At 64.7% G+C, this 23357-nt stretch carries 21 protein-coding genes; 16 read left to right on the plus strand and 5 right to left on the minus strand.

The features are described 5' to 3' along the window. Window positions 1-150: 150 nt before the first annotated feature. Window positions 151-1746 carry an ABC transporter substrate-binding protein gene (locus AC0L23_RS22305; protein ID WP_473357437.1) on the minus strand — a complete coding sequence of 532 codons (1596 nt, stop codon included), beginning with the start codon at window positions 1744-1746 and terminating at the stop codon, window positions 151-153. A 210-nt stretch (window positions 1747-1956) separates the two neighbouring features. On the opposite strand from AC0L23_RS22305, the gene AC0L23_RS22310 reads away from it, so the two are divergent. From AC0L23_RS22310 to AC0L23_RS22370, 13 genes are all read left to right on the plus strand, one after another. After that, on the plus strand, window positions 1957-3615 hold the full coding sequence (locus AC0L23_RS22310; RefSeq protein WP_018457597.1) for an ABC transporter substrate-binding protein: 1659 nt from the start codon (window positions 1957-1959) through the stop codon (window positions 3613-3615). Window positions 3616-3810: 195 nt separating this feature from the next. After that, a complete protein-coding gene (locus tag AC0L23_RS22315; RefSeq protein WP_085349306.1) occupies window positions 3811-4764 on the plus strand; it encodes an ABC transporter permease in 954 nt (317 codons plus the stop codon). A 2-nt stretch (window positions 4765-4766) separates the two neighbouring features. Next, window positions 4767-5669: an ABC transporter permease gene (locus tag AC0L23_RS22320; RefSeq protein WP_085358023.1), complete on the plus strand. Its 903-nt coding sequence runs from the start codon at window positions 4767-4769 to the stop codon at window positions 5667-5669. Window positions 5670-5671: 2 nt separating this feature from the next. Beyond that, a complete protein-coding gene (locus tag AC0L23_RS22325; protein ID WP_085383889.1) occupies window positions 5672-6733 on the plus strand; it encodes an ABC transporter ATP-binding protein in 1062 nt (353 codons plus the stop codon). After that, a complete protein-coding gene (locus tag AC0L23_RS22330; protein WP_018457593.1) occupies window positions 6730-6924 on the plus strand; it encodes a hypothetical protein in 195 nt (64 codons plus the stop codon). The genes AC0L23_RS22325 and AC0L23_RS22330 overlap by 4 nt, the downstream gene beginning before the upstream one ends. Then, window positions 6921-8336 carry an Asp-tRNA(Asn)/Glu-tRNA(Gln) amidotransferase GatCAB subunit A gene (locus AC0L23_RS22335; RefSeq protein WP_018457592.1) on the plus strand — a complete coding sequence of 472 codons (1416 nt, stop codon included), beginning with the start codon at window positions 6921-6923 and terminating at the stop codon, window positions 8334-8336. Before AC0L23_RS22330 ends, AC0L23_RS22335 begins: the two co-directional genes overlap by 4 nt. Further along, on the plus strand, window positions 8333-9310 hold the full coding sequence (locus AC0L23_RS22340; RefSeq protein WP_085358021.1) for an ABC transporter ATP-binding protein: 978 nt from the start codon (window positions 8333-8335) through the stop codon (window positions 9308-9310). The genes AC0L23_RS22335 and AC0L23_RS22340 overlap by 4 nt, the downstream gene beginning before the upstream one ends. Window positions 9311-9407: 97 nt before the next feature. After that, window positions 9408-9677 (plus strand): GlsB/YeaQ/YmgE family stress response membrane protein, encoded by a 270-nt coding sequence (locus AC0L23_RS22345; protein ID WP_007605178.1) that lies wholly within the window; start codon window positions 9408-9410, stop codon window positions 9675-9677. 260 nt (window positions 9678-9937) lie between these two features. Then, on the plus strand, window positions 9938-11683 hold the full coding sequence (locus AC0L23_RS22350) for a type I secretion system permease/ATPase (protein WP_085358019.1): 1746 nt from the start codon (window positions 9938-9940) through the stop codon (window positions 11681-11683). Continuing rightward, window positions 11680-13014, plus strand: coding sequence for an HlyD family type I secretion periplasmic adaptor subunit (locus AC0L23_RS22355; protein WP_085354331.1), 1335 nt, complete (start codon window positions 11680-11682; stop codon window positions 13012-13014). The genes AC0L23_RS22350 and AC0L23_RS22355 overlap by 4 nt, the downstream gene beginning before the upstream one ends. A 100-nt stretch (window positions 13015-13114) precedes the next feature. Continuing rightward, window positions 13115-14584, plus strand: coding sequence for an AMP nucleosidase (locus AC0L23_RS22360; protein ID WP_085358017.1), 1470 nt, complete (start codon window positions 13115-13117; stop codon window positions 14582-14584). A 77-nt stretch (window positions 14585-14661) separates the two neighbouring features. Beyond that, window positions 14662-14937, plus strand: a complete 276-nt coding sequence (locus AC0L23_RS22365; protein ID WP_026233404.1) for a DUF1488 family protein — start codon at window positions 14662-14664, stop codon at window positions 14935-14937. Window positions 14938-15177: 240 nt separating this feature from the next. Then, entirely contained in the window at window positions 15178-16548 is a 1371-nt protein-coding gene (locus tag AC0L23_RS22370; protein ID WP_473357438.1) for a hypothetical protein, read from the plus strand. 27 nt (window positions 16549-16575) lie between these two features. On the opposite strand, the gene AC0L23_RS22375 is transcribed toward AC0L23_RS22370, so the two are convergent. Both AC0L23_RS22375 and AC0L23_RS22380 read right to left on the minus strand, forming a co-directional pair. Next, window positions 16576-17664 (minus strand): Zn-dependent alcohol dehydrogenase, encoded by a 1089-nt coding sequence (locus AC0L23_RS22375; protein ID WP_027515339.1) that lies wholly within the window; start codon window positions 17662-17664, stop codon window positions 16576-16578. 44 nt (window positions 17665-17708) lie between these two features. Beyond that, window positions 17709-19493 (minus strand): acyl-CoA dehydrogenase family protein, encoded by a 1785-nt coding sequence (locus AC0L23_RS22380; RefSeq protein WP_026233403.1) that lies wholly within the window; start codon window positions 19491-19493, stop codon window positions 17709-17711. A 231-nt stretch (window positions 19494-19724) separates the two neighbouring features. On the opposite strand from AC0L23_RS22380, the gene AC0L23_RS22385 reads away from it, so the two are divergent. After that, window positions 19725-20426: an SDR family NAD(P)-dependent oxidoreductase gene (locus AC0L23_RS22385; protein WP_018457582.1), complete on the plus strand. Its 702-nt coding sequence runs from the start codon at window positions 19725-19727 to the stop codon at window positions 20424-20426. Between the two features lie 111 nt (window positions 20427-20537). Further along, window positions 20538-21368, plus strand: a complete 831-nt coding sequence (locus AC0L23_RS22390; RefSeq protein WP_018457581.1) for an enoyl-CoA hydratase — start codon at window positions 20538-20540, stop codon at window positions 21366-21368. Window positions 21369-21419: 51 nt separating this feature from the next. Here the strand turns inward: AC0L23_RS22390 and AC0L23_RS22395 are convergent, their stop codons facing one another. Both AC0L23_RS22395 and AC0L23_RS22400 read right to left on the minus strand, forming a co-directional pair. After that, window positions 21420-22043 (minus strand): GNAT family N-acetyltransferase, encoded by a 624-nt coding sequence (locus tag AC0L23_RS22395; RefSeq protein WP_018457580.1) that lies wholly within the window; start codon window positions 22041-22043, stop codon window positions 21420-21422. 80 nt (window positions 22044-22123) lie between these two features. Continuing rightward, window positions 22124-22327 (minus strand): DUF1127 domain-containing protein, encoded by a 204-nt coding sequence (locus AC0L23_RS22400; RefSeq protein ID WP_007599575.1) that lies wholly within the window; start codon window positions 22325-22327, stop codon window positions 22124-22126. Window positions 22328-22437: 110 nt separating this feature from the next. Here AC0L23_RS22400 and AC0L23_RS22405 point away from each other — a divergent pair, with 110 nt between their 5' ends. Beyond that, a complete protein-coding gene (locus AC0L23_RS22405) occupies window positions 22438-23337 on the plus strand; it encodes a transcriptional regulator GcvA (RefSeq protein WP_026233402.1) in 900 nt (299 codons plus the stop codon). Window positions 23338-23357 lie beyond the last annotated feature (20 nt).

A 23357-nucleotide genomic window follows, 5' to 3' on the forward strand; every position in this document is an offset into this window, starting at 1 on the left:
GGGGCGGGGGGGCGGCGCCCCGCCCCCCCCCCCCCCCCCCCCCCCGGGGTGTCCCCCCCCCGGGGGGGCGCCAATAAAATCGGGGGGGGCGCCCCCCCCCCCCCCCCCCCGACAGTGGTGTTTGCGGAAGCGGGGTGCCGACCTTGAGCCTCACTCCGCCCCGATCGTCGTGAGATCCTGGAACCAGTGCTGCGCCTGCACGAACTGCTTGACCTTGGGCGACAGCGCATGCGGGTTGGTGTCGTGCACCACCCATACCAGCGTGGCGTCGTCGACGATCAGCGCGTGCGCCTGCGCCAGCAGCTCATCCTGCTTGGCGCTGTCGAAGGTCTGCTTGGCCTCGTCGATCAGCGCGTCGACCTTCGGGTTTTTGTAGCCGCCCCAGTTGACGCCGACCGGCGCGATCTGGCTCGAATGGAAGAAGCGGACGATGGCGTAGAGCGGGTCAGAGGTGACATAGGCGATGTTGTTGGCGGTGATGCCGGCGTTCATCTCGTCGGCCGCGCCCTTGCGCCAATGCGTATAGAGTGTCTCGAGCTCGACGACCTTGAAATCGATGTCGATGCCGATCTCCTTGAAGCTCTGCTGCAAAAATTCGTTCATCGGCAGCGACAGCATCTGGCCGGTGCCGCCCTGTGCGATGATGAAGGTCGCTTTCAGCGGCTTCGCCTTGGAGTAGCCGGCTTCCTCGACCAGCTTCTTGGCGGCTGCGACATCGTATTTCAGCTCGAAGCTCGGCTTGCCGAACCAGGGGCTCGACGGATCGACCTGTCCCTTGGCGGGTTTCGCAAGGCCATTCATCAGGCCCACCACGGCTTCACGATCGATCGCGAGGTTCAGCGCCTTGCGCAGGCGGATGTCGGTCCAGGGCGAACCCGGCAGCACGCTCAGATGATAATTCCAGACATGCGGCGTAACGTTGTCGACGAGCTTCATGCCGGCGGCCTTGAGCTGCGGCACGGCATCCGGCGCCGGCGTCTCGATCAGATCGACCTGCCCGGCCAGCAGCGCATTGGTGCGCGTCAGCGCTTCCGGCATCGGCACCAGCACGAGCTTGTCGACCTTGGGAATACGCTTCTTGTTCCAATAATCCGGATTCTTCGTGAGCTCGGCGAGTTCGCGCGGCACCAGTTTTGTCAGTTTGAACGGGCCGGTCCCCGAAGGCTGGCTCGCGAACTTGTCCCAGTCCTTACCGAGCTTCTCGTATTGCGCCGGGCTGGAGACCAGGAACCACAGCATCTGATAGGGAAAGAAGGAATCGACCGTCTTGGTGGTGATCTCCACCGTGAAGTCGTCGATCTTGGCGTAGCTCGCGACCGAAGGCAGGCGGGTCTTGACCTGCGCATTCTGGCGCTTGTCGAATTGCGGCGCCTTGTCATTGAGCACCTTGTCCAGATTCCAGATCACGGCGTCGGCATCGAACTCGCTGCCATCGTGAAACTTCACGCCCTTGCGCAAGGTGAAGCGCCATTTGGTCTTGTTCTCGGCATCGACCCTCCACTCGGTGGCCAATCCGGGCACCAGCTTTCCCGGCCGGTCGGCGACGTCCATCTCCCACGCCACGAGCGGATCGTAGATGGTGTAGGCCGTGAACTGATAGGCGCCCGCGCCGCGATCGGGCTGGCCGGTCGTCAGCGGGATGTCCGCCATCGAGATGCCGTAGCGTAGCACCGTTTCGGCGCCCGCCGGAATCGCGGACAACGCCAGTGCAAGCACGGCGAAACAGGTCGATAGTCGGATACGCATGGGCCAAAGCTCCAAGGAAGACTTCAAGGACAATCGGAGCCAAACCTGCAATCTTGATGCCAGAATAGGCAGCGAGGTGCTTTCGCCGACGTGTCATCACAAGGACTTGTCGTCGCAGGGGCAATTTGCAGAATAAGTTTCCCCATTGGCATAGGCATTGCATACGATTGCATCAAAATTAGTCATCGAAGCCGGAAAAGGATTGAGTCAATGTTGATCAAGAAAAACAAGACCCGCGCGGCGCTGATCGCGTTGCTGGCGCTCAGTAGCGCGGCTGCGTGGCCGCGCGCGGCCACTGCCGAAACCGTGCTGCGCATCGCCATGACGGCTGCCGATATTCCGCGCACGCTGGGCCAGCCCGATCAGGGCTTTGAAGGCAACCGCTTCACCGGCCTCACCATGTATGACGCGCTCACCGGCTGGGACCTTTCCTCGGCCGACAAGGCGAGCGTGGTGATCCCCGGCCTTGCTACCGAGTGGAAGGTCGACGATGCCGACAAGACCAAATGGACTTTCAAGCTGCGGCCGGGCGTCACCTTCCATGACGGCTCGCCGTTCAATGCGGACGCCGTGGTGTGGAATGTCGAGAAGGTGCTGAAGCAGGACGCGCCGCAATTCGACGCCAGCCAGGTCGGTGTCACGGCCTCGCGCATGCCGACGCTGGCATCAGCGAAGAAGGTCGACGACATGACGGTCGAGCTCACCACCAAGGAGCCCGACAGCTTCCTGCCGATCAACCTCACCAATCTCTTCATGGCGAGCCCGGCGAAGTGGCAGGCCTTCTACGACAAGGCGGAGGGCGCCGACGCCAAGGCCAAGTCGCAGGCCGCATGGACCGCGTTTGCCAAGGACGCCGCGGGCACCGGCCCGTGGAAGATGGCGGGCTTCACCCCGCGCGAGCGGCTGGAGCTGGTCAAGAATGCGAGCTACTGGAACAAGGACCGCGTGCCCAAGGTCGACAAGATGGTGCTGTTGCCGATGCCGGAGGCCAACGCGCGCACCGCGGCGCTGCTTTCCGGGCAGGTCGATTGGGTCGAGGCGCCGGCGCCGGACGCGTTGCCCGAGCTCAAGCAGCGCGGCTTCAAGCTCTACGCCAACGAGCAGCCGCACGTCTGGCCGTGGCAGTTCTCGCGCGTCGAGGGCTCGCCCTGGAACGACATCCGCGTGCGCAAGGCCGCGAACCTCTGCGTCGATCGCGAAGGCCTCAAGGACGGCCTGCTCGCGGGGCTGATGGTGCCCGCGACCGGCACGTTCGAGGTCGGCCATCCCTGGCGCGGCAGACCGACCTTCGAGATCAAGTACGACAAGGCTGCTGCACAGAAGCTGATGCAGGAGGCCGGATTCGGCCCGAACAAGAAGCTGACGGTGAAGACCCAGACGTCTGCGTCCGGCTCGGGCCAGATGCAGCCGTTGCCGATGAACGAATATATCCAGCAGGCGCTGGCCGAATGCTATTTCGACGTGCAGCTCGATGTCATCGAGTGGAATACGCTGTTCACCAACTGGCGCCGCGGCGCCAAGGATCCCAGTGCCAACGGCTCGAACGCGACCAACGTCACCTATGCGGCGATGGACCCGTTCTTCGCGCTGGTGCGCTTCCTGCAATCGGGCATGGCGCCGCCGGTCTCGAACAATTGGGGTTTCATCAACAATCCCAAATTCGACGAGCTGGTGAAGAAGGCGCGGCAGACCTTCGATCCCGCCGCGCGTGACGCCGCGCTCGCCGAACTGCACGCGGCCTCCGTCGATGACGCGGCCTTCCTCTATGTCGCCCACGACGTCGGTCCCCGCGCCATCAGCCCGAAGGTGACAGGCGTCGTGCAGCCAAAGAGCTGGTTCATCGACTTCTCACTGGTGTCGATGCAATAGTTCGCGCCTCATACGCAGTGCACCCTCTCCCCTTGCGGGAGAGGGTGGCTTCGCGCAAGCGAAGCCGGGTGAGGGATCTCTTTCCGCGGATGACCCTCTCTCTTTTTCGTTAACACTGCATCCGGGGTTAGAGCCCTCATCCGGCGCTTTGCGCCACCTTCTCCCACAAGGGGAGAAGGGAAGAAAAGAAACAACGTGCTCGCCTATATCGCCAGACGCATCGTCTACGTCATCCCGATCGTCATCAGCGTCGCGCTGGTGTGTTTTCTGCTCGTGCACATCACGCCGGGCGATCCGCTCGTCGCGGTGCTCCCCGCAGACGCCTCGCAGGAGCTCGCCGCGCAGCTCCGGACAGCCTATGGTTTCGACCGCCCGCTGCCGGTGCAGTTCGGGCTTTGGCTGCTCCGCGCGCTTCATGGCGATCTCGGCAATTCCATCGCCACGGGCCGCCCGGTGCTCGCCGAGGTCATGCGCGCGGTCAGCAACACGGTCACGCTGGCGATTGCGGCGGCGATCATCGGCTTCACCATGGGCATCCTGCTCGGCCTGATCGCCGGCTATTTCCGCGAGACCTGGATCGACAAGCTGGCGACCTCCTTTGCCATCGCCGGCGTTTCGGTGCCGCATTACTGGCTTGGCATGGTGCTCGTCATCATCTTCTCGGTCCAGCTGAACTGGCTGCCCGCTGTCGGCGCCGGACCCGGCGGCTCGGCCGCCTGGGCCTGGGACTGGGCGCATTTGCAATATCTCGTGCTGCCAGCGATCACGACCTCGGTGATCCCGATGGGCATCGTCACTCGCACGGTGCGCGCGCTGACCGGCGACATTCTCAGCCAGGACTTCGTCGAGGCGCTGCGTGCAAAAGGCCTGCATGAGCGCGGCGTGTTCCGCCACGTCATCAAGAACGCCGCCCCCACCGCGCTCGCGGTGATGGGACTTCAGCTCGGTTACATGCTCGGCGGCTCGATCCTGATCGAGACGGTGTTCTCCTGGCCGGGCTCGGGCTTCCTGCTCAACTCCGCGATTTTCCAGCGCGACCTGCCGCTGCTGCAGGGCACGATCCTGATCCTGGCGCTGTTCTTCGTCTTCCTCAATCTGATGGTCGACATCGCGCAAGCCGCGATCGACCCGCGCATCAAACGGGGCTAGCGATGAGCGAGCTTCCGTTGTCCGTCACCAGCGATACGGCGCTTCAGTCCGCGCCCGCGACCAAGGCGCGCGGCTATTGGGCGACCGTCGGCCGTCGTATCCGGCGTGACAAGGTCAGCATGGTCTGCGCGCTGGTGCTGCTGCTGATCTTCCTCTCCGCGATCGTTGCGCCGTGGCTCGGTCTGGAAGATCCCTACAAGGGCTCGATGATCCGCCGCCTTCGGCACATTGGCACATCCGGCTACCCGCTCGGCACCGACGAACTCGGCCGCGACATGCTGGCGCGGTTGATCTATGGCGGCCGGCTGTCGCTTCTCATCGGCATTTTGCCGGTGATCCTCGCCTTCTGCATCGGCACCTCGCTCGGCCTCGTTGCCGGCTATGTCGGCGGCAAGCTCAACACTGCGATCATGCGCACGATCGACGTGTTCTACGCGTTTCCGTCCGTGCTGCTGGCGATCGCGATCTCGGGCGCGCTGGGCGCGGGCATCCTCAATTCCATCGTGTCGTTGACCGTCGTGTTCGTGCCGCAGATCACCCGCGTCGCCGAAAGCGTCACGACGGGCGTGCGCAACATGGACTTCGTCGACGCCGCGCGCGCCTCGGGCGCGGGACCGTTCACCATCATGCGCGTTCATATCCTCGGCAATGTGCTCGGTTCGATCTTCGTCTACGCGACCAGCCTGATCTCGGTCTCGATGATCCTCGCGGCAGGCCTGTCGTTCCTCGGCCTCGGCACCAAACCGCCGGAGCCGGAATGGGGCCTGATGTTGAATACCTTGCGGACCGCGATCTATGTCAACCCCTGGGTCGCCGCGCTCCCCGGTGCAATGATCTTCGCGGTCTCGATCTGCTTCAACCTGCTCTCGGACGGCCTGCGCAGCGCCATGGACATCAGGAACTAGCCATGAGCGAAACCAACCTCTCCGTCGCAATGCTGGAGCCGATCGAAGACCTCGGCGGCGTCGCCCAGCCGCTGCTCCAGGTCAACGGCCTCACCAAGCATTTCCCGGTTCGTGGCGGCCTGTTCGCCGCAAAGCGCACCGTGCGGGCGGTCGATAATGTCTCGTTCACCGTCGCCAAGGGCGAGACCGTCGGCATCGTCGGCGAGTCCGGTTGCGGCAAGTCGACCACCGCGCGGCTGCTCATGCATCTGATGCCGCGCGACACCGGCGACATCATCTATGACGGCATGAGCGTCGGCCAGTCGCTCTCCTTGCGCGAGCTGCGCCGCGGCATGCAGATGGTGTTCCAGGATTCCTACGCTTCGCTCAACCCGCGCCTGACCATCGAGGACTCGATCGCCTTCGGCCCAAAGGTGCACGGCATGGCCGACGGCGCCGCGCGCGCGCTGGCGCGCGAGCTGCTGGGCAAAGTGGGCCTGGTTCCTGCAAACTTTGCCAACCGCTACCCGCATGAGATCTCCGGCGGCCAGCGCCAGCGCGTCAACATCGCGCGTGCGCTGGCCCTGTCGCCGCGGCTGGTGATTCTCGACGAAGCCGTCTCCGCGCTCGACAAGTCGGTCGAGGCGCAGGTGCTCAATTTGCTTGCCGATCTCAAGAGTGAGTTCGGCCTGACCTATCTCTTCATCAGTCACGACCTCAACGTCGTGCGCTATATCAGCGATCGCGTGCTGGTGATGTATCTCGGCGAGGTCGTCGAGCTCGGCCCGGTCGACCAGGTCTGGGACCAACCGGCGCATCCCTATACGCGCGCACTTCTTGCCGCGATGCCGTCCTCGGATCCGGACCGCCGCACCGAGACGCCGCCGATCACGGGCGATCCGCCCAATCCGATCGATCCACCCTCGGGCTGCCGCTTCCACACCCGTTGCCCGTTTGCGGAGCCGCTCTGCGCAAATGCGACACCAAAACTCACCGCGCTCGATAGAATGGGCCACGAGGCCGCGTGCTACATGGCGATCCCGGGTTCAGGCCATAGCCGCGCGCCGAAGGAGGAAACCGCATGAGACCGACGACAAAAGAGATCAAGGCGACGGCACAGGTCGCCGGCGTTCCCGTCGACGACGAGATCGCGACGCGCATCTCCAATTCCATCGGACCGGCCTTCGAGGGCTTTGCGGCCATTGCCGGCACGTTGCCGTTCGATCTCGAGCCCGCGCTTTATCCGATCGCGCAGACTGCCAAGGTCTCGAAATGAGCACCGAGCCCGCATTGATGACGCTCACCGAGGTCGCGCGCGCGATCGCGATGAAGCAGGTGTCCTCGCATGAGGTGACGCGTGCGCTGCTGCATCGCATCGCGCAGTGGCAGCCGCACCTCAACGCCTTCATGTCGATCGAGGCAGAGGCAGCGCTGAAGGCCGCCGATGCCGCCGACGCCGAACTCGCCAAGGGGGAAGTCCGCGGTCCGCTGCACGGTGTGCCGCTCGCGCACAAGGATATGTATTACGACGCAGGTCACGTCGCGACCTGCGGCTCGTTGATCCGCCGCGATTTCGTTCCGACCGTCACCTCCACCGCCTTGCAGCGGCTGAAGGACGCCGGCCAGGTTCGCCTCGGCACGTTGCATCTCGCCGAATTCGCCTATGGCCCGACTGGCCATAACGCCCATTACGGCCCGGTTCGCAATCCCTGGAACGCTGCGCACATCACCGGCGGCTCGTCGTCGGGCTCGGGCTCGGCGGTCGCGGCGCGACTGACCTATGCGGCGCTCGGCTCCGACACCGGCGGCTCGATCCGCATGCCCGCGCATTTCTGCGGCGTCACGGGATTGAAGACCACCGTCGGCCGGGTCAGCCGCGCCGGCGCGATGCCGCTGTCGCAGTCGCTCGACACGGTCGGCCCGCTCGCCCGCACCGCCGAGGATTGCGCGCTGCTGCTGGCGCTGATGGCCGGCCCTGATCCCGAGGATTCGACCTGCAGTCATGAGCCGCTGTCTGACTATGTCGGCGCGACCAAGGGCTCGCTGAAGGGCCTCAAGGTCGGCGTCCCCTCGTCCTTCTATGTCGATGATCTCGACGGCGAGGTCGCGCGCGTGCTGGACGAGACCGTCGCGGTGCTCAAGCGTGAGGGCGCCGACATCGTCACGGTCGAGCTGCCCGACCAGCGGCAATTGTCCTCGGCAAGCCAGCTCGTGCTCGCAGCCGAAGCCGCCGCCTTCCACAAGCGCTGGATGATTGAGCGGCCGCAGGATTATGGTCCGCAGGTGTTGATGCGGCTCCAGAACGGCCTCGCGGTCCCCGCCATCACCTATCTCGAGGCGATGCGCTGGCGCGGACCTGCGCTCGCCGCGCACAACGCTGCCACATCGGGCGTCGACGCGATGATCGCGCCGGCGTCCCCCGTGCCGGCGCCAACGATCGAGGAGAGCGACGTTGGCGGCGGGCCGAATGCGCCGGCGCTGTTGCAGCGGCTGACGCTGTTCACCCGTCCGGTGAATTACCTCGGCCTGCCGTCGCTCACGGTGCCCTCGGGCTTCACCAAAAGCGGTCTTCCGATCGGCATGCAGCTGATCGGCCGCTCGTTCGATGAAGCGACCTTGCTCACCATCGGCGCCGCGTTCCAGCGCGCCACCGACTACCACGAAAGGCTGCCGAAACTTCCGTCATGACAAAGCTCGTCGAGATCTCAGGCCTTAACATCCGCTTCACCGGGGAGCGCACGGTCTATGCCGTGAACGGTCTCAGTCTCTCGCTCGGCGACGGCGAGGTGCTGGGCCTGCTCGGAGAGTCCGGCTCGGGCAAGAGCGTGACCTTGCGCGCGCTGATGCGCCTGTTGCCGAAGAAGCGCACGCAGATCACGGGCAAGGTCAACGTCATGGGCCGCGACGTGCTCGCCATGAACGACGAGCAGCTGTCGTCGTTCCGCGGCCAAACCGTGTCGATGATCTTTCAGGAGCCGGCGCTGGCGCTCGATCCGGTCTACACCATCGGCGCGCAGATCGCCGAAAGCGTGGTGCGTCACGAAGGCAAGTCGTATGCGGAGGGCAGGGCGCGCGCACTCGAAATGCTCGAGGTCGTGCGCATTCCTTCCGCAAAACGGCGGCTCGATGCCTATCCGCATGAGATGTCCGGCGGCATGCGTCAGCGCGCGATGATCGCGCTGGCGCTCGCGTGTCGTCCCAAGATATTGCTCGCGGACGAGCCGACCACGGCGCTCGATGCCACCGTGCAGATCCAGATCCTGCTGCTGTTGCGCGAGCTGCAGCGCGAGTTCGGCATGTCCGTCATCTTCGTCACCCATGACATCGGGGTCGCCATCGAGATCTGCGACCGGGTCGCGGTGATGTATGCCGGCCAGATCGTGGAGCAGGGCACGCTTCGCGACATCGTCCGCTCGCCGGTGCATCCCTACGCCAGGGGCCTGCTCGCCTCGACCGTCCACGGGGCCAAGCGGGGACAGCGGCTCGAGACCATCCCCGGCACCCCGCCGTCGCTGGGCGAGCGGCCGCACAACTGCTCCTTTGCGCCCCGCTGCGCCGCTGCCCAGCCGCGCTGCCTGGAGCAATTGCCTGGGAATGTGGAGGTCGGGCCGGGCCGGGCAGCACGGTGCGTGCTGGCGGAGCCGGTCACCGCGCTGTCATGATATTTGGACCGCCAGCGGGGAACGGGGGAACAGCATTCAGACCTCGTTCATCCCGGTTCCGCTTCCATGGAACCGTTCACGGAGAGGGACCTCATTTATGTACATTTCGAATGAAGGCTTGCTTGTCATCCTGTTCGTCGGCCTCGTCGCTGGTTGGCTGGCCGGCAAGGTGGTGCGCGGAACCGGGTTCGGCATCATCGGCGATATCGTGGTCGGCATCGCCGGCGCGCTGGTGGCAAGCTTCCTGTTTCCGAAGCTCGGCATTCACATCGGCACCGGGCTGATATCGGAGATCATCTATTCCGCCATCGGCGCGGTCATCCTGCTGCTGGTCGTGCGGCTGGTCCGCGGCGGCGGCCGGTTCTAATGGCGCCCGGGTTCAATTGATCGAACTTTTGACCTCTCCCCGCCCGGGGAGAGGTGACATGTCTGCAAGAAAAAGCCGCAAGATCGTGAGATTCCGGACTTGCGTGCAGGGTCGGTCGGGGGTGATGTGGGCCATAGGGGTCCCGGGTGTTCGACTGCGTTGGGCGATGAGCGCAAACGCGATGTTAATCCGGGTCAATTACTCCTGAATTTGCCTTTGAAATCAGGGACTTTGGCCCCTACCCGAAAGAGATCAGACTGATGGCAGCCGTTCCCGGCGTCCGCCGCTCAGAGCTCGGTGATGCGCTGCGCGCCTGTCGCACGGCGTTTGTCGGCGTCGGCTTGATGAGCTGCATGATCAACCTGCTCTATCTGACCGGGTCGATCTTCATGCTGGAGGTCTACGACCGGGTGCTGCCGAGCCGCAGTATTCCGACCCTGGTCGGCCTGATCGTCCTCGCCGGTTTCCTCTACATGGCGCAGGGCGTGCTGGACATGATCCGCAACCGGATCTTGGGCCGGGTCGGTACCGCCCTGGACGAAGCCTTGAACAAGCGGGTGTTCGACACCATCGTGCGCCTGCCGCTGCTGGTTGGCAGCCGCAACGAGGGGCTTCAGCCGCTGCGGGATCTCGACAATGTCCGTTCCTTCCTCGGCGGCATGGGACCGAGCGCGTTCTTCGACCTGCCCTGGCTGCCGCTCTATCTCGCCATCTGCTTCGCCTTCCACGTCATGATCGGCGTCACCGCGCTGGTCGGAGCCGTCATCCTGGTCGGGTTGACGCTGGTCACCGAGTTGATGTCCCGCCAGCCGGCGCGCGAGGCGATGGGGCTCGCCGCCCAGCGCAACGATCTCGCCCAGGCCAGCCGCCGCAATGCCGAAGTCATGGTGTCGATGGGCATGGCCGGCCGGATGAACGCGCGCTGGAGCGAGGCCAACGAAAAATATCTCGACGGCAACCAGCGTGCGAGCGACGTCGCCGGCGGTCTCGGCGCGGTCGCAAAAGTGCTGCGCATGATGCTGCAATCGGCCGTGCTCGCGGTCGGCGCCTATCTCGTCATCCACCAGGAGGCGACCGCCGGCATCATCATCGCCGGCTCGATCCTCTCGGCACGCGCGCTCGCGCCGGTCGACCTCGCGATCGCGCACTGGAAATCCTTTGTCGCGGCACGCCAGAGCTGGCATCGTCTGACCCGCCTTCTCGAGCAGATGCCGGCGCAGACGATGCCGACCCAGTTGCAGGCGCCCACCAGCCGCCTCTCGGTCGAAGGTATCGCCATGGTGCCGCCGGGCGACCAGCGCCTCATCGTGCAAGACATCACCTTTGCGCTCGAAGCCGGCAATGGCCTCGGCGTGATCGGACCGAGCGGCTCCGGCAAGTCGTCGCTGATCCGCGCGCTGGTCGGCGTCTGGCAGCCGGTCCGCGGCAAGGTGCGGCTCGACGGCGCGGCGCTCGACCAGTGGTCGTCGGACATGCTTGGCCGCCACATCGGCTATCTGCCGCAGGACGTCGAATTGTTCGGCGGCACCATCGCGCAGAACATCAGCCGCTTCGATCCCGAGGCCACGTCTGACGGCATCATCGCCGCCGCCAAGGAAGCCGGCGTGCACGAGATGATCATCAAGATGCGCGAGGGCTACAACACCCAGGTCGGCGAGCAGGGCACGGCGCTCTCCGCGGGCCAGGCGCAGCGCGTGGCGCTGGCGCGCGCGCTCTATGGCAACCCCTTCCTGATCGTGCTCGACGAGCCCAATTCCAATCTCGATACCGAAGGCGACGAGGCGCTGACCCGCGCCATCCGCGCGACGCGCGAGCGCGGCGCCATCGTCATCGTAGTGGCGCACCGTCCGATCGGCGTGGAAGCGGTTGACCAGATCCTGGTGCTGCGCGACGGCCGCATGCAGGCCTTCGGGCCGAAGGAACAGGTGCTCGCCCAGGTGCTCCAGCCGCGCGTGACGCCGCCGGCGCCGATCAAGATCGTCAGCGAAGGCGGAGCCAAGGCATGAGCACGATGGCGCTCGGCGGCGCGAAGCCTGCCGCGAAGAGGACCGTACGGCAGTCGATCCGGTTTCACTTGATGCTCGGGCTTGGGATCGTGCTGGTCCTCCTGGTCGGCCTCGGCGGCTGGGCTTCGACGGTGCAGATTTCGGGCGCGCTGATCGCGCCGGGTCAGATCGTCGTCGAGTCCAATGTCAAAAAGGTGCAGCATCCGACCGGCGGCGTGGTCGGCGAGGTGCGTGCGCGCGATGGCGACGTGGTCAAGGCCGGCGACATCGTGGTGCGGCTCGACGACACCGTCACCAAGGCGAATCTCGCCATCGTCACCAAGAATCTCGACGCGGCGCAGGCGCGTGCGGCGCGGCTCCAGGCCGAGCAGCGCGGAATCGACAGGATCGACTACCCGCAAGCGTTGCTCGATCGCGGCAACGATCCCGACGTCAAGGCGCTGCTCTCCGCCGAAACCAAGCTGTTCGACGTCCGCGTCAACGGACGCGCCGGCCAGAAGGCGCAGCTGCGCGAGCGCATCCAGCAGCTCAACGAGGAGATCGAGGGCCTCTCCGCGCAGGAGCGAGCCAAGGACAGGGAAATCTCGCTGGTGCAGCAGGAGCTCGTGGGGGTCCGCGATCTCTATGACAAGCACCTGGTGCAGATCTCCCGTCTGACCACGCTCGAACGCGACAGCGCCCGCCTCAACGGCGAGCGCGCGCAATACATCGCCTCGCGGGCGCAGGCCAAGGGCAAGATCACCGAGACCGAGCTCCAGATCATCCAGGTCGACAAAGACATGGTCAGCGAGGTCTCCAAGGATCTGCGCGAGACCAACGACAAGATCGGCGAAATGATCGAGCGCAAGGTCGCCGCCGAGGACCAGCTTCGCCGCGTCGACATTCGCGCGCCGCAGGACGGCATGGTGCTGCAATCGACCGTGCATACCGTTGGTGGCGTCATCACCGCCGGCGACGCCCTCATGCTGATCGTGCCGCAGGCCGACGATCTCCAGGTCGAAGCCAAGGTCAATCCGGTCGATATCGACAAGCTCCAGATCGGCCAGAAGACGCTGCTGCGCCTGTCCGCCTTCAACCAGCGCACCACGCCGGAGCTCAACGGCGTCGTCAGCCGCGTCTCGCCCGACGTCACCACCGATCAGCGCACCGGCCAGAGCTACTACACCATCCGCGTCTCGCTGTCCGCGGAGGAGGTCGCCAAGCTCGGGGACTCCAGGCTGATCCCCGGCATGCCCGCGGAAGCGTTCGTCCAGACCGGTGATCGCACCATGCTGTCCTACCTGATGAAGCCGCTGCACGACCAGTTCATGCGGGCGTTCCGGGAGAAGTGACGCGCGAAAGCGCGTCATCCCATCCGTCATTGCGAGCGATGACGGCGAGGCGTCATTCTTGCTATAGTTCGATTCAGCCCCAGCAACCCGGCGTCGAACAATGCAATCTCCACCTACCATCGCCACCGAATCCTATTCCGACGCTGGCCTCGCCGTCGCCCGCCTCGAAGAGATCTACGAGCGCAACACGAAGTTCCTGCGTGACCGGTTCGAAGCTTACGTCAACGGCGAGGCAATCACGACGCGGGTGCGGGCCTTCTATCCCTTCGTCCGTATCACCACCGCGACGCATGCGCGGCTGGATTCGCGGCTCGCCTACGGCTTCGTCGCGCGGCCCGGTGTGCACGAGACCAGCGTCACGCGGCCGGATCTGTTCCGGACTTATCTCACAGAGCAGATCGGACTGTTGATCCAGAACCACGGTGTCCCAGTCGAAATCGGCGAGTCCAGCGAACCGATCCCCGTTCACTTCGCCTATCGCCGCGACATCAACATCGAAGCCGCCATCACCACCAGCGAGAACTCGCCGGTGACGCGATCGCTGCGCGATGCGTTTGACGTGCCTGATCTGGCCACCATGGACGATGCCATCGCCGACGGCACTTTCGAGCTCCAGCCCGGCGCGCCCGAACCGCTGTCCCTGTTTCGGGCGGCCCGCGTCGACTACTCGCTGCGCCGGCTCTACCACTACACGGGCACGGATCCAGAGTATTTCCAGAACTTCGTGATCTTCACCAACTACCAGTTCTATGTCGACGCCTTCGCGCAGCTTTGCCAGCAGCGGCTTCAGGCTGGCGAGGCGGGCCTCGATGCCTTCGTCGCTCCAGGCAATGTGATCACGCGCAGCGGCGGCGCGACGACGGGCGTTGCGCCCGCGCGCACGCCGCAGATGCCTGCCTTCCACCTGGCCGCGCCCGGCTATCGTGGTATCACCCTGATCAACATCGGCACCGGTCCGTCGAACGCGCGCAACGTCACCGACCATGTTGCCGTGCTGCGGCCCCATGCCTGGCTGATGCTCGGCCATTGCGCGGGCCTGCGCAACACGCAGCGGCTCGGCGACTACGTGCTCGCCCATGGCTATGTGCGCGAGGACCATGTGCTCGATCGTGAGTTGCCGCTGTGGGTGCCGATCCCGGCGCTCGCGGAGATGCAGGTGGCGCTCGAGGAGGCGGTCGAGGACGTCACCGGGCTCGAAGGATTCGAGCTCAAGCGCCTGATGCGCACCGGCACCGTCGCGAGCGTCGACAACCGCAATTGGGAGATCAGCGGGCCCGATGTCATTCGCCGCTTGTCGCAATCGCGCGCGGTTGCGCTCGACATGGAATCGGCCGCGATTGCCGCCAACGGCTACCGCTTTCGCGTCCCTTACGGCACGCTGCTGTGCGTCTCCGACAAGCCTCTCCACGGCGAGATCAAGCTCGCAGGCATGGCCAGCGAATTCTACCGCCGCCGCGTCGGCCAGCATCTCGAGATCGGCTTAAAGGCGCTGGAACGGCTCAAGCAGCAGGAATCCGAGCGACTGCATTCCCGCAAGCTCCGCAGTTTCGCCGAAGTTGCATTTCAGTAGGCCATGGATTGCCTTTGCTGCTGACAAGCAGCGGGATTTTCGGCATTTTCGGCGCGGGGGTCGACCGGGACGAATTGATGCCACTCATGCGCGACAGGATCATTGGCCATGATCTCGAACGGCTCGCCTTTCGCTTCACCATGCTGAACGACGGCGAGGTCGTGCAGTGCCAGATCAGCGACGCCGCCATGGACGAGCTTGCGGGCATGCAAGGCACCGAAAGCAGCGCGCGGCAGGCCCAGTTCCTGTCGCTGCGCGAGACCATCGAGCGGCTCGCCTCAGACCTCTACGACGAGGCGCCGCGGGTCAGGGGCCATGTGGTGCGGATCTTCACGCGACATTTGCAGCGATAGTGCCGCTCCAGCCTCCGCAATCATGCTCCAGGACAGTTCATCAGTTGGTCAAGATTTGGTCTTGCCGGGCTTACCTTCCCGCCGGCAGCCATTTCGACGAGCGTCAATTCCTCTAAAGCATTCGCTAACCAAGCAACCGTTTCGCGGCAATCTTAAGACCTGCGAAACCAGACGTTATCCAGCTATGAATTGATGGCCCGTAGAGGTTGGGTCACGAAATGGAGCCTCACGAGTGATCGCGTGACAAAAGACATTGTTGGAATCGACGCGATCCGCGGGCCCGGTCATGACGTCAATCCGAACAAGACGCAGCCAGAGAGTTGGCGGCTTGCAATCGCCGTCGCGATCGGATGTGGACTTGTCGGCCTTGCGCTCCGCTACGTTGCCCGGGAACACGCGACCGATGACGCCATTCAGCATCTGATCCCCTGGTATGTCTTTGCTCGCGATCACGGAGTCGCCGGGCTGGCCGAAGCCTTTACCAACTACACGCCGTTCTACAGCTACCTCCTGCTGATTGCCGCCCGATTTGATTGGCTAGGCGAGCCACTTTCCCTCGTGAAAGCGATCTCGGCAGTATTCGAGTTGGGCTGCGCGATCACTGTGGCCCAGATCGTCTGGCGAGCGACAAAGCTGCCGTTGCGAGCTTCCCTGGCCTTCTGCGCTGTCTGGCTTGCACCGACGGTGATCTTCAACGGCGCGGTGTGGGCGGAGAGTGATTCGATCTGGACGTACTTCACGCTGGTTTCCATCGCGCTGTTCATGCGGGACCGAAATGGCGTTGCGTCATTTGCGATGGCATTTTCGGTGAAGGCTCAGGGCGTGTTCCTGGGACCCTTCGTGCTCGGCATGATTCTGCGCCGCAGGATCCACCCGGCATGGCTCGCCACCGTTCCCGGGATCTATGTGGTTCTCGCCATTCCGGTTCTGGTCGCCGGTAGATCTTTGGCCTCCGTGTTCGCGGTCTATCTGGACCAAGCTCACACCTTCAATCGCCTCACCATGAACGCAGCGAACATCTGGGTGCTGGCTGGCGGACTGCCGTACGCGATCGGAGTCGCCGTCGGCATGGTGCTCGCGGCCGCGCGCGGGCTCGCCTTGTCGATCTTCATCGCGCGCTCTCGACGGGCGGGGCCGGAGTTTATTCTGCTCGTCGCCTGTGTATCGCTCATGCTCATGCCGTATCTGCTCCCGAAGATGCACGAGCGGTACTTCTACGCGTTCGAGCTTGCGTCGATCGCGCTGGCCTGCCTCAATCCGCGCTATGTGCCCTTCGCGGTGATTGCTCAGGTCGACGGCGTGTTATCCTATCTCGCGTTCGAAAACGGAATCGTCCTGGGCGTGCTGCCGGCGGCACTCTGCAACAGCCTTCTCGTGTACTACCTCGTGCATGATCTTTGGCGCGGCGAACGTGGATTTCGCTTTCCGAAGCTTGCTTGGCTCGGCTTCATCGCGTCGACCGCGGGATTGTTCTCCTATCTGGTCATCGAAGGGCCCGGTTTGAACATATCGCCCCTGTACCTGCTCGCCACGGGTCTCGTGACAGCTGCGGCGCTGCTGCTCCTGAAAGAGTCGCGTGGCGACTTGGCCGGCCCGGACCAGTTGCCTTAATCCTGGGCGACCCGCGTCATCGAGCCATCAGCTGTCAAACATGATCACGCTGCGCAGCGTCTTGCCGGCCTTCATGTTGGCAAACCCTTCGTTGATCTCGGAGAGCTTCAGCTTGGCCGAGATCCAGTCTTCCAGATGCAGCCGGCCGCGCAGGTAGAAATCCACCAGCCGCGGCATGTCGACGCGAAAATGGTTCGAGCCCATCGATGAGCCCTGGATCCTGCGCTCGCGCAGGAAGTCGAAGCCGTGCAGCTCGATCTTCTGGCCGAACGGAATCATGCCGACGATGGTGGCCGTGCCGCCCGAGGCGAGCATGCCGAAGGCCTGCTCCGCGGTCTCCTTGCGGCCGAGCACCTCGAAGGAATGATGCACGCCGCCATTGGTGAGATCGCGCACCTGCTTCACGACGTCGCCGTCTGCCGGATTAATGATGTCGGTGGCGCCCAGCTTGGTCGCGAGCTGGAGCTTGGCCGGGTTGGTGTCGATGGCAATGATGCGGCCGGCGCCCGCGATCTGCGCGCCGTTGATCGCGGCCATGCCGACACCGCCGCAGCCGATCACGGCCACGGTCTCGCCGGCCGTCACCTTCGCCGTGTTCACGACCGCGCCGTAGCCGGTGATGACGCCGCAGCCGATCAGCGCGGCCAGATCGAGCGGCATCTCCTTGCGGATTTTGACGATCGCGTTCTCGTGCACCAGCATCTGCTCGGCGAAGGACGAGAGGTTGAGGAACTGATGCAGCTTCTCGGAGCGAGCCCATTGCATCCGATTGGACACCCCCGGCAGCAATTTCACCGTGGTGTCGGTGCAGAGCACCGTGCGGCCCGTGGTGCAGTTGTCGCAGGTGCCGCAGAATACCGAAAGACAGGTGACGACATGATCACCGGGCTTCACATAGGTGACGTCGGAGCCGACCTGCTCGACGACACCGGCCGACTCGTGCCCGAGCACCGCGGGCAGCGGATGCGGATAAAGGCCTTCCATGAAGTGCAGATCGGAGTGGCAGAGACCTGCGACCGAGGTCCGGATCAGGACCTCGCGCGGGCCGGGCTTCGGCAGGCTGACATCCTCGATGACTAGGGGCTTGTTGACTTCATGGAGGACGGCCGCCTTCATCGAGCACTCCCTATCGCTTTTTTTGCTTCGAACGTGGGTGCAGCCTACGCTGCCAGGACCAGTTCGCCAACCTCGCTCATGCTGCCTGCACGATCGCCGAGCAGCAGCGCCGCGATCTTCTGCTGCACGGCATTTTCCGTCAGCCGGAACGGATCGCTCGGCGACACCCGGTGATCGATCACCAGCCGCGACAACAACAGCCTGCGCGCATCGCCCCGCATGTCGTGAATACGATGCGCCTCCCAGGCGAGCGCGACGGCACCGGCGACATGATAGAGCAGGCTGGTGGCGCGGCGCGCATCGGCCTCATTGTCGGCCTTTCCCGCGACCTCGCGTGCGAAGCCCACCGCACGATCGGTGAGCGTGTGCAGCCGGTCGCGCCAGGCCTGCGGCACCGAGGGGCTGTCATCGAGGCGAGCATGCAGATCGGCGGCCAGCGCGGATTCGGCGCCGTGGCGGCCGACCGCACGCCTCAGCGCATCGATCGCGACGATGTTGCCGGTGCCTTCCCAGACCGAACCGAGATGCGCGTCGCGGAGCAGGCGGGCGGTCGCGAATTCCTCGATATAGCCGATGCCGCCGCGCATCTCGAGCGCATCGCCACAGACCTTTCGCGCATCGCGGGTGGCGCGGAATTTCAAGGTCGGCGTCAGGATGCGCAGCAGTGCGGCCGCATCCTGGCTGCCGGCCTCGGCGCGGTCGAGCGCGTCCGCAGTGAGAAAGCTCATCGACAACGCCTGCTCGACCGGCAGCATGATCTTCAGCATCTGGCGCCGACCTAGCGGCAGGTCGATGATGCGGTTGCCGAACACCACGCGGTTTTTCGCCACCGTCATCGCGTCATGGTAGGCCCGCCGCATCAGCGCGGTGGATTTGACGCCATTTGAGAGCCGCGACGAGTTCACCATCTCGGCCATCTGCACGAAGCCGCGGTCGAGCTTGCCGACCGCGTAGGCGATCGCGCCTTCGAGCTTGATTTCACCCGAGGCCATCGAGCGCGTGCCGAGCTTGTCCTTCAGACGCACGATCCGGTAGTGGTTCTGCGAGCCGTCGTCGAGGAAGCGCGGCATCAGAAACAGGCCGACTCCGCGCGTGCCGGGGCCGGCACCTTCGGGGCGCGCCAGCAGCATCACGATCTTTGCGTCGGCGTTCGAGCAGAACCATTTTTCGCCGGTGAGGCGCCAATGGTCGCCTTCCTGCACGGCCGTCGTGGTCAGCGTGCCGACATCGGAGCCGCCTTCCTTCTCGGTCATGAACTGGCCGCCCTGGGTCAGCTTGCTCATGTCGGTCTGGGTTAGTCCGTCGAGATATTTCGCCTTCAGCGCCTCGCTGCCGAAATTCGCGAGCAGCTTGGCGCAGCCGTCGGTGACGTTGATCGGGCAACCCATGCCGAATTCGGTCTGGTTGAACAGGAAGGTGAAGGCGTGCTTGGCGACGACAGGATATTTGTCCGGCCAGCCCATGATGCCCTTGCGGATCGAGAGCGCGTGGATGCCGAACTCGCCGAAGGCGGCCTTCTCCAGCTCGCGATAGGCCGGGTGGTATTCGATCCACTGCACGTCGCGACCGAACTTGTCGCGCTGGTGCAGCACCGGTGTGTGCCGGTCGGCGAGCCGCGCGCATTCATCGAGCACGCCGCCGGCGAGTTCGCCCAGCCGATCGAGATGCGGCTCGATGTGGCGGAATAGCGTCTCCGGTAGATGAATGCGGAGGAGATCGGTGAGTGCCTGATCGGCGCGGTAGAAATTCATGCCGGTGGTATCGGGAGCCAGCAGTCCGGATGGTGCGGCCGCGACCTGTTTTGGCTGCGCGGGGGCCGGCTGTCGCATGATCATCCTCTTCGTTTCCGCCTTGCGGTCATTTTGCGCTGATTTGGCGCTTGCCGCTTGTGATGATGTCGATCATGCTCCAGTCGCGAAAGCGGATAAAGCCGCAAATTGTCAGGGAGGCATGATCGCCGTGAGGGCGCAATTCGCTCTGCGGAATTATGATCGTCCCGGCTGGTTGTCCGCGCGGACCGTGCATAGATCAGCGGCTTCCCGTCTTCGAGAGATCACGCCATGGAACACCCGAAATACAAGATCGCCCTCATCGTCGGCGCCGGCGAAGGCCTGAGCGCCTCGCTGGCGCGGTTGTTGTCCGCCCAGGGCATCCGCGTCGCGCTGGCCGCGCGAAAAATCGAGAAGCTCGGCGCGCTCTGCAGCGAGACCGGCGCCAAGGCCTATGCCTGCAACGCCACCGAGCCTGATGCGGTCGAACGCCTGTTTGGCCTGGTCGAACGCGAGATCGGCATGCCCGACGTGGTCGTCTACAACGCCAGCGGCCGCGCGCGCGGGCCGTTCGTCGATCTCGTTCCGGCCGACGTGGCGAACGCCATTGCGGTCAGTGCCTATGGCGGCTTCCTGGTGGCGCAGCAAGCGGCCAGGCGCATGCTGCCGAACCAGCACGGCGCGATCCTGTTCACCGGCGCTTCGGCAAGCGTCAAGGGCTATGCGCAGTCCGCGCCGTTCGCGATGGGCAAGTTCGCACTGCGCGGGCTCGCGCAGAGCATGGCGCGCGAATTGTCGCCGCAAGGCATCCATGTCGCCCATTTCGTGATCGATGGCGGCATCAGGAGCGCAGCGCGCACGGAAGCGCCGGAGAAGCCGGATTCAATGCTCGATCCCGATGCCATCGCGGAGAGCTACTGGAACGTGTTGCAGCAGCCGCGCAGCGCCTGGAGCTGGGAGCTGGAGCTGCGGCCCTGGGTGGAGAAGTTTTGAGGCAAGCTGCCGTAGGGTGGGCAAAGGCGCATAGCGCCGTGCCCACTATCAACGACGAAACAGCAATTGGTGGGCACGCTTCGCTTTGCCCATCCTACAAGGGCGGGAATCATGTCCACGGAAACCACCATCGATACCGGCACCAGTGAACTCCTCTGCGTGATCCGCGATCGCGTCGCATTGATCACGCTGAACCGGCCCGAGGCGCGCAACTCGCTGTCGGACGCGCTGACCCCGGCGCTGCGTACGATGATCCGCTCCTGCGGCGAGAACCCCGATGTCGGCGCGCTGCTGATCACCGGCGCCGGCGAAGCGTTCTGCGCCGGCGGCAACGTCAAGGGCATGGGCGCGCATCGCGACCCGAAGAAGCTGGAGATGTCCTTTGACGACAAGGTCGCCGATCTCCAGGAGCGGCAGCGCCTGCTCACCGGCGCGCTGGTGTCGGTGCGCAAGCCGACCATCGCGGCGCTGCCGGGGCCGGCGGTCGGCGCGGGGCTCGCCATCGCCATGGCCTGCGATATCCGCATTGCCGCGCAATCGGCCTTCGTGGCCACCGGCTATGCGCGCATCGCGCTGTCCGGTGACTATGGCATCGCGTGGCTGTTGACGCGCCTCGTCGGCACCGCGCGGGCGCGCGAGCTGCTGTTCACCGGCGATCGGGTCGATGCTGTCAGGTGCGAGGCCATCGGCCTCGTCAACCGCGTGGTGCCCGATGACAAATTGCAGGCGGAGGCCTTTGCACTGGCAAAATCCCTCGCTGAAGGTCCGCGCCTCGCGTTGCGCTACATGAAGGACAATCTCGACGAGGCCCTGCTGTTCGACTTCGAGACCGCGCGCGACCACGAGGCCGAACGTCTGGTTCGCCTGACCACGACCGCCGATCACAAGGAAGCGGTGCAGGCCTTCATCGAGAAACGCAAGGCGGTGTTCACGGGGAAGTAGCGGCGCAAAAATGCCCGGCTCTGGTTTTCGCCAGGCCGGGCTCGAGTGGTGTCAGGCCGAGGCTGAGGGGCTATCGGCCTGACGGGAAAGAGCGACGAGGCGCCAGCTCGCGCAGGGAATGTCTTTCGGTGCGACGGAGATCTCCTTGTCGAAGCGCACTAGCTTCCAGTCGTCCGGATGGTTGACGAAGGCGAAGTCCGATTTACGCGCGACCGAGATCATGGCGGCGTTGGAGCGCAGCGTGTCGCCGAACATGTGGTCGGCGCCGAGCGCGGCCGCGCGGCATTCAAGATTCTTCATCAGCACGGTGGCGATGCCGTGGCCCTGCCAGCGGTCGGCAACCGACAGACCGAATTCAAGCGTCGCGGTTTCGGCATGCAGCGCATAGCGCGCTTCGGCGACGATGGTCTCGAAGCCGTCGACCATCATGGTCGCCACCACGGTAAAACGTTCGCGCTCGCCGATTTGAAGGAATTCGTGCAGCAGGCCCTGCGGCAGTTCGCTGATCGCGCCGAAGAAGCGGTTGTATCGGGACCGCGTCGAGAGCGAGCGAAAATAGTGCTGGAGCTCCTCGGTGTCGCGCGGCTCGACGAAACGAACGCGCAGCGCCTCGCCGTGTCGCGTGCGCAGCGTGTCCGAATATTGCTTCAGATCTTCCAGGCGAAGGGTGCTCATGACACGCGCCCCCAAGGGGACCAAAGGGGAAAGGGACCGCCGGCGCCCCCACAGTCAGGCGGCGCCGGCCTGGCGGCCAATCAGGCCCGCCAGAAGGGTTTGTCGGCCTCGTAGGCGACATCGCTCCAGGACAGTCCGACGTCCTGAAGGTCGCGCGCGGACCAGTTGGTGAGCTCACGCCGGGTCCGGTAACGCTCGTGCCAAACGTGAAGCGTCTCGCCGATCTGGTGGATCAGCCCTGGCGCATGATGATTTGTCATCGAATTCTGGGTCAAAGTAGACATTGCCAGCTCCTGGAGCTAAGTTGACCGCTAATATCTGCTTCCGGGTGCACTGCGACAAACGACAATTTGTACTCTTTCGCATGAAATAACGTCATGTATCCTGCTGCCAGATGACTGCCAGATTGCCCTCCCTGAATGGATTGCGGGCCTTTGAGGCCGCCGCGCGCCATCTCAGCTTCACGCTGGCGGCGTCCGAGCTGAACGTGACCCAGACCGCGATCAGCCACCAGATCCGCAGGCTCGAGGAGGAGCTCGGCATCCGCCTGTTCGTCCGGCAGAACCGCGCGCTGGCGCTGACGGCCGAGGCGCGCGACTATCTGCCGGGCGTCCGCGCCGCCTTCAACGACCTCCGGCTTGCCACCGATCGGCTGCTGCGCAAGGACGATGACAAGGTGCTGACGGTCTCGACGCTGGCTTCGCTCGCCGCAAAATGGCTGCTGCCGCGGCTGACCGATTTCCAGGAGCACCATCCCGGCATCGACGTCCGTATCACGACCTCCACCAGCCTCGTCGACTTCCAGCGCGACAATGTCGATGCCGCGATCCGCTACGGGCGCGGCCAGTGGCCGGGCTTGCGCGCCGACTGGCTGATGGCGGACGAGCTGTTTCCGGTCTGCAGCCCGTCTCTGCTGCGTGGCGACAAGCCGTTGCGCTGTCCCGAGGACCTCAAGAGCCACATGCTGCTGCACACCTCCAACGCCAACAGCGACGACTGGCGGCTGTGGTTGACGGCGGCGGGTCTGCCGGCCGACATCGCCAGGCAGCCCGGCATCACCTTCGACATGATCTTCATGACCATCCAGGCCGCGATCGACGGCATCGGCGTGGCGATGGGGCGGACCTCCTATGTCCAGGACGACATCGCCAAGGGGCGACTAGTGGTCCCCTTCAAGATCGCGCTGCCGGCCGATGCGGGCTTCTACCTGGTCGCGCCGGAGGGGCGCCGCGAAGCGCCGAAGCTCGCCGCATTCCGTGAGTGGATGATCGCGGCAACGCGGAATAAGGCCTGAAATCGTGCCGGCGCATGTCC

The sequence above is a fragment of the Bradyrhizobium sp. MI1.4 genome (assembly GCF_055811315.1).